This is a genomic window from Halobacteriovorax sp. BALOs_7 (genome assembly GCF_003612895.1).
Taxonomy (GTDB): Bacteria; Bdellovibrionota; Bacteriovoracia; order Bacteriovoracales; family Bacteriovoracaceae; genus Halobacteriovorax_A; species Halobacteriovorax_A vibrionivorans.
In genome coordinates, this window is record NZ_CP027772.1 from 763,810 (window position 1) to 773,636 (window position 9,827).

At 36.3% G+C, this 9,827-nt stretch carries 16 protein-coding genes; 12 read left to right on the forward strand and 4 right to left on the reverse strand.

What is annotated here, in order from left to right:
* Positions 1 to 91: 91 nt before the first annotated feature.
* From BALOs_RS03775 to BALOs_RS03790, 4 genes are all read left to right on the forward strand, one after another.
* Entirely contained in the window at positions 92 to 382 is a 291-nt protein-coding gene (locus BALOs_RS03775) for a hypothetical protein (RefSeq protein ID WP_120404324.1), read from the forward strand.
* Between the two features lie 106 nt (positions 383 to 488).
* Positions 489 to 1,016 (forward strand): flavodoxin domain-containing protein, encoded by a 528-nt coding sequence (locus tag BALOs_RS03780; protein WP_120404325.1) that lies wholly within the window; start codon positions 489 to 491, stop codon positions 1,014 to 1,016.
* Positions 1,017 to 1,030: 14 nt separating this feature from the next.
* Complete coding sequence (locus BALOs_RS03785) at positions 1,031 to 1,225, forward strand: YwbE family protein (RefSeq protein WP_115361335.1); 195 nt, start codon at positions 1,031 to 1,033, stop codon at positions 1,223 to 1,225.
* Between the two features lie 42 nt (positions 1,226 to 1,267).
* Positions 1,268 to 1,924, forward strand: coding sequence for a cupin domain-containing protein (locus BALOs_RS03790; protein ID WP_120404326.1), 657 nt, complete (start codon positions 1,268 to 1,270; stop codon positions 1,922 to 1,924).
* Positions 1,925 to 1,956: 32 nt separating this feature from the next.
* On the opposite strand, the gene BALOs_RS03795 is transcribed toward BALOs_RS03790, so the two are convergent.
* Positions 1,957 to 2,514 carry an NAD(P)H-dependent oxidoreductase gene (locus tag BALOs_RS03795; protein ID WP_162929530.1) on the reverse strand — a complete coding sequence of 186 codons (558 nt, stop codon included), beginning with the start codon at positions 2,512 to 2,514 and terminating at the stop codon, positions 1,957 to 1,959.
* 85 nt (positions 2,515 to 2,599) lie between these two features.
* Between BALOs_RS03795 and BALOs_RS03800 the strand changes: the two genes are divergently transcribed.
* The 3 genes from BALOs_RS03800 (at position 2,600) to BALOs_RS03810 (ending at position 5,043) form a co-directional block, all read left to right on the forward strand.
* Entirely contained in the window at positions 2,600 to 3,520 is a 921-nt protein-coding gene (locus BALOs_RS03800) for a LysR family transcriptional regulator (protein ID WP_120404328.1), read from the forward strand.
* A 52-nt stretch (positions 3,521 to 3,572) separates the two neighbouring features.
* Positions 3,573 to 4,550, forward strand: coding sequence for an SAM-dependent methyltransferase (locus tag BALOs_RS03805; protein WP_120404329.1), 978 nt, complete (start codon positions 3,573 to 3,575; stop codon positions 4,548 to 4,550).
* Between the two features lie 97 nt (positions 4,551 to 4,647).
* Entirely contained in the window at positions 4,648 to 5,043 is a 396-nt protein-coding gene (locus BALOs_RS03810; RefSeq protein ID WP_162929531.1) for a DUF3347 domain-containing protein, read from the forward strand.
* Positions 5,044 to 5,049: 6 nt separating this feature from the next.
* Here BALOs_RS03810 and BALOs_RS03815 read toward each other — a convergent pair whose 3' ends face one another.
* Both BALOs_RS03815 and BALOs_RS03820 read right to left on the reverse strand, forming a co-directional pair.
* Positions 5,050 to 5,451, reverse strand: a complete 402-nt coding sequence (locus BALOs_RS03815; RefSeq protein ID WP_205570969.1) for a hypothetical protein — start codon at positions 5,449 to 5,451, stop codon at positions 5,050 to 5,052.
* A 15-nt stretch (positions 5,452 to 5,466) separates the two neighbouring features.
* Positions 5,467 to 5,889: a hypothetical protein gene (locus tag BALOs_RS03820; protein WP_120404331.1), complete on the reverse strand. Its 423-nt coding sequence runs from the start codon at positions 5,887 to 5,889 to the stop codon at positions 5,467 to 5,469.
* Between the two features lie 171 nt (positions 5,890 to 6,060).
* Here BALOs_RS03820 and BALOs_RS03825 point away from each other — a divergent pair, with 171 nt between their 5' ends.
* The gene (locus tag BALOs_RS03825) at positions 6,061 to 7,461 is read left to right on the forward strand and encodes an NAD(P)/FAD-dependent oxidoreductase (RefSeq protein ID WP_120404332.1); all 1,401 of its coding nucleotides are present in this window, start codon (positions 6,061 to 6,063) and stop codon (positions 7,459 to 7,461) included.
* 3 nt (positions 7,462 to 7,464) lie between these two features.
* Positions 7,465 to 7,935, forward strand: a complete 471-nt coding sequence (locus tag BALOs_RS03830; protein ID WP_115361318.1) for a 3-hydroxyacyl-ACP dehydratase FabZ family protein — start codon at positions 7,465 to 7,467, stop codon at positions 7,933 to 7,935.
* Between the two features lie 34 nt (positions 7,936 to 7,969).
* Here BALOs_RS03830 and BALOs_RS03835 read toward each other — a convergent pair whose 3' ends face one another.
* A complete protein-coding gene (locus BALOs_RS03835) occupies positions 7,970 to 8,404 on the reverse strand; it encodes a hypothetical protein (RefSeq protein ID WP_120404333.1) in 435 nt (144 codons plus the stop codon).
* Positions 8,405 to 8,641: 237 nt separating this feature from the next.
* Between BALOs_RS03835 and BALOs_RS03840 the strand changes: the two genes are divergently transcribed.
* From BALOs_RS03840 to BALOs_RS03845, 3 genes are read left to right on the forward strand one after another with little or no spacing between them, the layout of a single operon-like run.
* On the forward strand, positions 8,642 to 9,226 hold the full coding sequence (locus BALOs_RS03840) for a YajG family lipoprotein (RefSeq protein ID WP_120404334.1): 585 nt from the start codon (positions 8,642 to 8,644) through the stop codon (positions 9,224 to 9,226).
* A gap of 3 nt (positions 9,227 to 9,229) precedes the next feature.
* The gene (locus tag BALOs_RS15450) at positions 9,230 to 9,358 is read left to right on the forward strand and encodes a hypothetical protein (protein WP_255509241.1); all 129 of its coding nucleotides are present in this window, start codon (positions 9,230 to 9,232) and stop codon (positions 9,356 to 9,358) included.
* A 60-nt stretch (positions 9,359 to 9,418) separates the two neighbouring features.
* Positions 9,419 to 9,682, forward strand: a complete 264-nt coding sequence (locus BALOs_RS03845) for a hypothetical protein (protein WP_115361312.1) — start codon at positions 9,419 to 9,421, stop codon at positions 9,680 to 9,682.
* The last annotated feature ends 145 nt before the right edge of the window (positions 9,683 to 9,827 follow it).

A 9,827-nucleotide genomic window follows, 5' to 3' on the forward strand; every position in this document is an offset into this window, starting at 1 on the left:
TAGCATCCTCTTCTTCATATATTTCTTCATTATTTTGTTGATAAATAGTTTTATGAAGGAAATCGTACAGATTGAAAAGAATGTTTAAGTTATGGATATTGATAAGACAACAAAACATGCACAAGCTCGTTTCTTTTCTCGCTATGGCCGAGAGATTACGGTTGAGGAGTTAAGGTACATTCAAAATATGCTAAGGCATGAGTTAGATGATACGCAATATATTGGTCGAGTTAAGCGTGGAGAAGAGGACTCATATCTTAGCTGTTATCATGGAACCTATGAAGGCATTGAGTTCTTTGCCTTATGTGACCCGGAGACTCTAGTTATTGTGACCTTTCTTAAAGAGGATCATATTTGTGATTTTGAAGAGTTAGAACCCTGAGCTTGTAGTACACCGTTTACATAGAAGTCTGCTGGAACCCTTTGGCAGGAACCTATTAATAAATTAAGTTTTTATCCTAGAACCAATCGTTTAAAATCGTATTATCATGAAAAAAGCACTCATCATCTATGCAACACGCGAAGGTCAAACCGAAAAAGTTGCACATAAAATTCGTGATCACTTTGTTGAAGCTAAGCTGGAAACCTCTCTTCATGATGCAAAGACAATAGGGAAAGTGAATTTAGAGGATTTCGACTTATTAGTCTTTGGTGGCTCCATGCATATTGGTGGGATTGAAAAAGAGTTGGTTAGCTTTATCAATGATCACAAGGAACAAATTGAATCAAAGCCGAATGCCTTCTTTCTCGTTCTTTTAAGTGCGGCGACAAAAGATCCTGTGTTAAGGGAAGAGTGGCTGAACGATGCCCGCAAGAGAGTCGACAAGCAACTTATAACAAAGTTTAATCGGATTGAAATGGTGGCCGGGGCACTAAAGTATTCCAAGTATTCATGGCCTATGAAGTGGATTATGAGAATGATTGCTAAGAGGGCCGGTGAAGGAACAGACTTTGGCCGTGATTATGAATACACTGATTGGAAGAAAGTTAAGGAATTTGCGTATAGTCTAATATAGGGTATAAATATACCATGGAAGGAAATGTAAGAGACCACATTGAAATAGGCGAGCGAGTTCGCATCGTCTTAAAGAAAGATCAGCGTACAGGTGAGTTAACAGAAGGTATCGTAAAAGATATCCTAACAAAGTCAGATTATCATCCACATGGGATTAAGGTTCGTCTTGAAAGTGGTGATGTTGGACGAGTTAAGGAAATCCTTGATTGATAAAGCTGGGACCCATATCGAAAAGTATGCAGGAACTTTTATATGAAAGAAAATTATAATTTAGACTTTTCAAAAAACTTAGCTATTAATACTTCCGAGATGGATTGGGTAAAATCTCCTTCACCAAATGTATTAAGAAAACCTCTAGAAAGAGAAGCTAAAGAATCTGGTCATACCACATCAGTCGTACAGTATTTACCGAATTCAAAATTCAGTGAACATTCACATCCGCTAGGGGAAGAGATCTTTGTTTTAGAAGGGGTGTTTTCTGACGAACATGGTGACTATCCGGCGGGTACTTATATTCGAAACCCTCCTGGATCATCTCATTCACCTTTTAGTCGTGAAGGCTGTATTATATTTGTAAAGTTGAATCAATTCTCTTCAGAAGATAAGAAAAGAATCGTAGTGGATACTAAAACAACTCAATGGCATCCAGGTCACGGAAATTTAGAAGTGATGCCTCTTCATCGATTTGGAACAGAAAGTGTCGCTTTGGTTAAATGGCCACAGGGTGAGAGATTTATTTCCCATACCCACTTTGGAGGAGAGGAGATATTTGTCTTAAGTGGTGAATTTCGAGATGAACATGGCGTTTACCCAAAAGGAGCTTGGCTTAGAAGTTGCCATCTCTCCAATCACCACCCTTGGGTTGAGAAGGAAACGATAATCTTTGTAAAAACTGGGCATCTAATTTAAATAGAAATGTACCCAAAACGTTTCTACGCTAATTAAAAAGTCTTAATCACCCTTTCGCGTGCTTCTGCGTCGAGACTACCGACACTTCCGATACGATGTACCTTTTTAACTTTTATACCGCAAAAGCCAAGTATGTCTCGTTTAAGGATTGTTGCGGCCGGGTCTTTTAGTAAGTAGCGTCTGTACCAGGCCGGCGCATCACTTAATAAGACAAGCTCTGCTGTTTTACCTGTGAGAAGCTTTTCTTGAACCATTTTTCCTTTGTGGAATTTGAAGGCAAAGCCAGGAAGAAGTGTTCTATCAAAGAAGCCCTTTAGGATTGCAGGATATGTTGACCACCAGATGGGAGTGGTGATGATAATATGATCACTTTTCTTGATTTGCTTTTGAGCGGATTCAAGGTCTGTTTCAAGGGTGTCGATTTTCTCTCGATCAGAATATCCCTTAAAGCTTATTTCAAAGTCTATCGTTGCAAGATTTAATAGGGTTACATCGTGGCCTTTAGCAAGGTGAGACTCATAGATTTTATTAGAGATACTTGTCGTAAAACTCTCGAGGTCAGGATGTGCGTTAATAATTAGTACTTTCATATGATTCTCCATTGAAATTTACTGTATTTTACAATTGGTAGGTATATAAATAAAATGAATATTGGTAATTTTAGGTATTAGTCATATGAATATTAGAAATTTTGATCTCAATTTATTAGTTATCTTTAAAGACTTATTTAATACGTTAAGTGTAAGTCAGACGGCAACAAATCTTGGCCTATCTCAGCCTGCTGTCAGCCATGCCCTTAATCGTTTACGTGATAGTCTTAATGATGAGCTTTTTATTAGAACAGCTCGAACTTTTATTCCAACTGATAAGGCCATTCAACTCGGCTCATTTCTGGAAACTTATTTAAATGAGCTTGAGAGTAATCTCTTTGAACAAGAGGGGTGGGATTCTCATAATTCTAGCAAAGAGTTTAGGGTTTCAGGGACAGCATTTGATTCATTTATGTGGGTTCCTAAGTTGATGGAGTCATTAGTAGAGAGCGCGCCTAGGCTTAAGGTTACGATGAAAGGGATTGTTCTTGAAGATTTTTTAGATCGAATGATAAGAGGTGAGATTGATTTAAGTTTTGCTGGAAACCTTGATGAGATTAATAATTTTAGTATTGAGACTCTTGGTACCCACGACTTTTGTATTATTGCGAGTAAATCCAATTCTCAATATAAAAAGAAGATCTCGCTGAAGCAGTATTTAAAGGCCGGCCATGTTCTCTATACTCCAACAGAGAAGCCTGGTAGTGATATTGATAATTATCTTAGTAGCATTGGCGAAAGCCGAAATATATTGGTTAAGACTTCATACCTTAATTCCATCCCAAGGCTTGTCGAGAAGAGAAATATGTTATCGATGGTTCCTCTTGCCTATGGGAAAACTGTGGCAAAGTATTTTGATCTCAAGCTATATGATGTCCCTTTTGAAGTGAGTCCATTTAAGCATCAGATGGTTTGGCACAAGAGCCGCCAAAACTCTTCTTCTCATAAATGGCTAAGGGATTATATCCGCGATAGTTATTGGGACTTTATTCAAGAAGTCAGTTAAGGATTTTTACAAATATATGCTATGATTGAAAAAATCATATTTAAGGAACTCAATGAGCAAGGCACAATTTATCTTCGTATGTACCAATCCTGGAAATGAAATACTTTTAAAAGAAGAAATAAAGATATTTTATCCTGAGTTAGTCTTTAGCTTTTCAAAGAAAGGCTTTGTGACATTTAAAAATACAGGTATTGAGTATGACCTAAAAACAATTTCTCAGCTGCAGCTAACGTTTGCGACTCGTAGTGGAATCTTCTTTGGAAAGTCGACGCCTGAGACTATCGCGCAAGATGTGAAGGCATCGGGACTTGATAGTGAAAACCATATGATTCATAGCTTTGAAATTGGTTGTGAAACTGATTTTGATGCAGCTAAGACTTTTGGCCGTGAGGTGAATGAGTATAGCGCCGAAGGTAAGATTGTCATCGATTTAATTAGCTTAGGACCAAATGAAATATGGTTTGGGGCCCATAGTGTGGCCAACGGATGTACGCGCTATCCAAATTCAATTGTTGAGATAGAGACGCCTAAGGATGCTATTTCAAAGGGCCATTTAAAACTTGCTCAAATTGTGAAGTTATATGCTGTGAAATTATTTAAAGGTGATCGCTGGCTTGATTTTGGTTGTGCTCCAGGTGGAGCGGCCCAATATCTTTTGGATAATGGTTGTAAGGTTGTGGGGATTGATCCCGCTGAAGTGAGTCCAGTATTAGGTAAGCACAAGAATTTTACTCATATGAAAAGGTCTGTACAAGATCTCTCTCATGAAGATTTACCGGAAGAGGTGCGTTGGATTCATGCCGATATAAATATAAATCCAAAACAATCTATTAAAGAGGTCTTAAGACTTGCTAAGAAGTATAATCGCACACTTAAGGGAATCATTTTTACAGTTCAGGTTGTAAAGATGGAGTATATTGAAAATATCGAAGAGTTCGAAGACCAGTTTTACGATTGGGGATTTAATAATATCATTAGTCGCCAGGTTCCTGCGCATAAGAAAGAGTATGTGATTTTGGCCACTCGCTAAAGAAATTCTCGATTAATTAGTATTAATTTGATTTTGTGTTTTTCGTGATATACCCTAGGGGGGTATGTTGATAGCGTACGTTTCCATAGGAGAAATCATGAAATTATTTATAGCTTTTATATTATCTTTTAACGTTTTTTGCCATGAGTTAGAGTATCAAAATTATCTAAAGCTTCAGAGTTCATTAGTTGAAGGCAATCTAAGTAATGCCTTAAAGTCTTGGAAAACAATGTGTGAGAAAGAACTTGGCCACTATGCTAAGGACTATAAGTATAATGACTGTGGCAAGAATATTGAAAGTGTTAGTGCTCTAAGAGACTCATTTAAACTTCTTTCAGAAATCTATATTAAGAATGGAAAGTCACTTGAAAATAGCGAGCTAAAGATCGTTAAATGTCCAATGGCAAAGGCCCGTTGGATTCAAAAAGGTTCTTCTATTAAGAATCCATATTACGGAAAGAAGATGCTTACTTGTGGTGAAATAGAGTCGTAAGAAGTATTACAAACTTCTTACTCTTTTATTTGATTTCCAAGCTTCTAAGAGGATTAAGCCGAAAGGCACCCACCAAATGAGATCATTAAAGATGATATTCCATCCAAACTTTAGAGGAAATACATCTTGCATGATTGAATGGATAAAACCGATAGGACCAAAGATCTTTCCAAGGAAGCCTACTAGAATAATTGGCCAATGCCTTATAGGGTTTGCTGCAGCAATGATATAGCCAAGGCCATAGACTGCGACGATCATTCCCACACATTGCCAAATTTGAGGGTAGGTTGGAATCTTTGCACCTGAAAGCTCAAAGGCCATGGTTGGAAAGAAGATCACCCAAGATCCCCATAGGATATTATAAAGGCCTGCTGCTATTAAAGTATATTTCATCCACTTCTTTTTCATTTTACTTTTTTCCCTTTACTCCATTTTAGAGATTATGATGACAAAAAGAAGAATACTTCTTGCTGTCCAAAAAACTGTACGGGCCCAATTTGAAAGAATTAGTTTGTCTATGCTTTGATCATCTCTTTTACTTCCTAGCTTCTTATGAAGAGGCATGCTTATAAAGAAAGTTATCATCCAGATAAAAATGAGAAGAACGAGATTGATGATAAAGGCAATGTCTGGTTGCTTAATTGTAAGAAGTGTTGCTGTTGCTAATTCACATAGCATAAGGGGCAATACGATGAAGCTTATGGACTTAACATGAAATGCACTAAATAAATGAAAGCTCTTTTTATCGATAAATTTGAAAGAGGGGTAGTGAACAATTTGCACCATCCAAATGACACCACTCATGAGTAAGCATAGGGAAAAGTGAATAAGTGTTAACTCTTGCATTTCTAAGCTCCACGAAACTAATGATAAGTTTAAGTTGTCTTAAGTTCTTAATCAAGACTATGTGTATAGGCTTCTTCAGCCTTTTTTAACCTATACAGTTAAGACTTTGCGAAATCGTTTAGTAAGCTTTAAATGATTTGTGATATGGTATGAAGAAAACGGAATAGCTTTATGAAAGAGTATGATGTTGTCGTTCTTGGTGCAGGTATGGGCGGACTTGCCGCCGCTGCCTTGTGGGCCCAAAAAGGTGAGCGAGTATTGCTTGTGGAATCTCACTATGCTGGAGGAGGTTGTGCAGGATACTTTAAGCGAAAGCAAGGATATTACGATGTCGGTGCAACGACACTAAGTGGCCTTGCCGATGGCCGCCCAGTAAATAAGATCTTAAAAAAACTAAATTTAAATTTAAAAACTTATCACTGCAATCCTGGGATAAAAGTTAATACAGAAGATGAAGTATTTAACTTCTACGCTAGTTTAGATGAACTTAACGATGAGTTAATAAGAGTCTTTAATCTTGATTGCTTGAAGACGCTAAAAAAGTGGCAGGCCCTAGAGGATCTTCTTTGGGAGAGTCTTGATTATGTACAGGACTTTCCAAATATAGGTCCTTCAACAATTAAGAAGTTCTTTATGAATCCAACAAGAAAACTTCTTAAACACCCTAAGCTTTTTACATCATCTTTTTATAATTACCTTCCTAAAGAGATGAAAAAAAATAAGAGATTTATTCGTGTCTTAGATCAACTACTTCTCATTAGTACTCAACAAACATCTAAGACATGTCCTGCATTTATGGGAATACTTGGTTTCTTCTATCCGCTTGATACCCACGCTATTGAAGGTGGAATGTGGGGATTAGTGAAATCCTTAGAGAGTAAGATTCAGTCATTTGGTGGTGAGATTAAATATCGCTCTACTTGTGAGAAAATTGAAAAAGAGGGCGGGGCGTATCTTATCTCAACAAATAAAGAGCAGATTAAATGCTCAAAGCTAATCTCAAATATTTCTCCAGAAGTTTTTGATTCATTATTTATGGATAAAGAGTTAAAGCAAGACAAGGGAAAGATTTGGGGTGCAATGACGGCCTATTTTAGCTTCTCAAGTAAAATACCTATCACTGAATTATATCAGCAAGTTTATTACCGAGATGGATCACTCTTCTTTTCATTCTCACATCCTGATGATCAGCATCGCTCTGAAGGTATGCAAATGGTAACAGTGTCTACCCATGTTGATTGCGATGGCTTTGATCAAAGAGATGATGCTTATAAGAATAAAAAAGAGAAGTTTAAAACAGACGTTCTGGATGCTTTTAATAAATGCTTTAAAGAGCATGAAATTGATGAGGTGGCCTTTGATAGTGTCGGCACTCCATTAACATTTAAGCACTATACACAAAGGCCTAATGGAGAAGTAGGTGGTCTGATTCATAATTCAGCACTTTCTCTACTTCGCTTAATTCCTAATAAAATGAAAAACGAAAATATATACTTTGTAGGAGACTATACATTTCCAGGACAAGGAATTGTCTCTGTCTTTCAGTCTGCGCTAAATACCATTAAGGAGTAAGAAATGAATAAAACACAAATACAAGAGTTACTACATCATCGAGATCCATACTTAATGGTTTCTGAGGTTACGAAATCAAATGAGAATGAAATCGAGTCATTAAAAACCTTCTCTGGGGATGAGTTCTTTGTTAAGGGCCATTTTCCAAATGCACCAGTTGTTCCAGGGGCAATGATTCAGGAATTTTGCACTCAAAGTGCAGGAGTTTTAATTACAAAATATCACTCACCAGTTAAAGATTATAACTCTAATAAGACGAAAGGCTGGGCCTTGGGTGTTTTAAATAAAGTTCAAGGGGCAAAGTATTTAAGTATCGTGAAGCCTCAAGGTGACTTAAAGGCAAAGGTTAAACTCATTGATAAGATGGATAATCTTTTTAAATTTTCAGCAGAGGTTTATCAAGAAGATGAGCTTAAAGCTAAGTTGAAATTTAGCCTTGTGAATATCAGTGATGACTACCTAACAGGAGAATAATTATGTTTGGCCTTGGAAGTAAGAATAAAAAGTATTAAAGATTGATACAATCGTAAGTATCAAAAGTCTTTGATTCGATATCGTAAAGGTAGAGCGCCTCATAATACTTCTTTGTGTAAGCAGCATATAGGCCTCCTGATTGTGGATTTCCACAATAGTAGCGCGTATCATGCTCTAGTCGATAAAGTGCAGTTGCGCCGCTACTGAATTTTTCAACATCTTTTTGTGCTTTAAGATATGCGCTTTGAACTTCATCGTAGAATGGAAGCTCTGGTGTGAACTCCACACACTCGTATTCTTTTAGATCTCTTAAATCAGTATTATCAATATAGTAGTAAAGCTTAGAATCTTGTTTGAAATAGATTTTAATATGAGACTCATGCTTTCCGCAGTAAAGAGCGCCATTTCTTGGACGGGCCGAAACCTGGAACGAAATAGTGATTAACAGAATTAAGCTAAGTAACTTCATATATTTGCCTTTGAATAAATTTTCTTATTTTTATACAGCAAATTAAATATCTTGAGTTAAATAATGTATTTTTGACAATGTTTAGTTAGCAGCAAATAAAGTCATCCCAAATTATTCTTGTATAATCTATAACTTAGCAAGCAAATCTCTTTTGTGTCTTAAGTTGTTGATTTTGTTCATATTTTGTCTCCCTAAAGCCGATTAATTAGAAAAGATAATGATTTAAGAGGAGAGGTTATGTCCAAAGGTCTAGCGATACTTAGTTTAATGTTTTTATGCTCTTGTGCCTTCACTGATGTGAATATTCAAAGAGAGTATTATTCTAAATCCACTGAAAAGAGCAGAAGTAATACCAGAGTTTATGTCCATGTTGATAATAAAGAGGACCGAGTTGTCGGTGTAAAGAAGAATGGTTATGGAATCGATACTGCTCAGGTATATTTACCAACGTCGCAATCTCGCTGGTTAAAAGATGCCATCGAAAGTGAATTGCGTATCCAAGGATTTATCGTTTCAAAATTTCGTAAACAAAGTGATGTTGTACTTGATGTAAAAATTAATCAATTATTTGTTGAACCAGATGTTGGATTTTGGGCAGCAAGCCTGATTGGTATCGCAGATTTAAATGTAAGGGCAAAAATTAAAAAGGGACACGAATACGAAAGAAACTTTGTAGAAGTTGAAAGATCAACTGAGATGGTATGGACAGACACTGATATCAAAGAAAGATTCAATGGTGCTGTATCAATGTGTCTAAGTGATATCGCCGTAAGACTAAGAGAATTATTAAGATCAAAAAATACAAAAGTAGCAAAGAGGTAATCAATGAGAAATTTAATATCAATTCTAATGCTTTTATCACTAGTAAGTTGTGCTTACGGATTAAAGCATATCGATGCATCTAAAAAGAGTGATTCTCAGTGGAAGAAGGTGAGTAAAAAGAAAAGTAATTAAGATAAACTCAGATCGCTAATTCGTGATTTTTTAATTTAGAATTCATGCTACAATCGCAATATGAGTAATTGCTGTTCAAATAATAATGATGAAAAGAGTAAGGAAGTTGATCTTGAGAATCTCGACGGATTGATTTGTTATTGTTTTAAAAAATCAAAGAAAGAATTATTTGAAGCTGTAAGATGTAATAATCAAACATTAATTGTGGATGAGATTAAAGCTAAAATGAAAGATCCAGGCTGTTTTTGTGAAAGAGCAAACCCATCAGGGAAGTGCTGTTTGGCAGATGTTATGGCCTTTATAAAAGCCGCGTCTAAGAATTAATATCTTAAGGGCCTTCTCGTGCTCGCACAAATAAAAGTAAGTACCTGTTTTTACTTGTTCCTCTTTGGTCTAGCCAATAAATTTTGCCGGTTTCAATTTATTTTATTTGCAGCGTTCAGAAAATACTAAACATAAATAGATATAA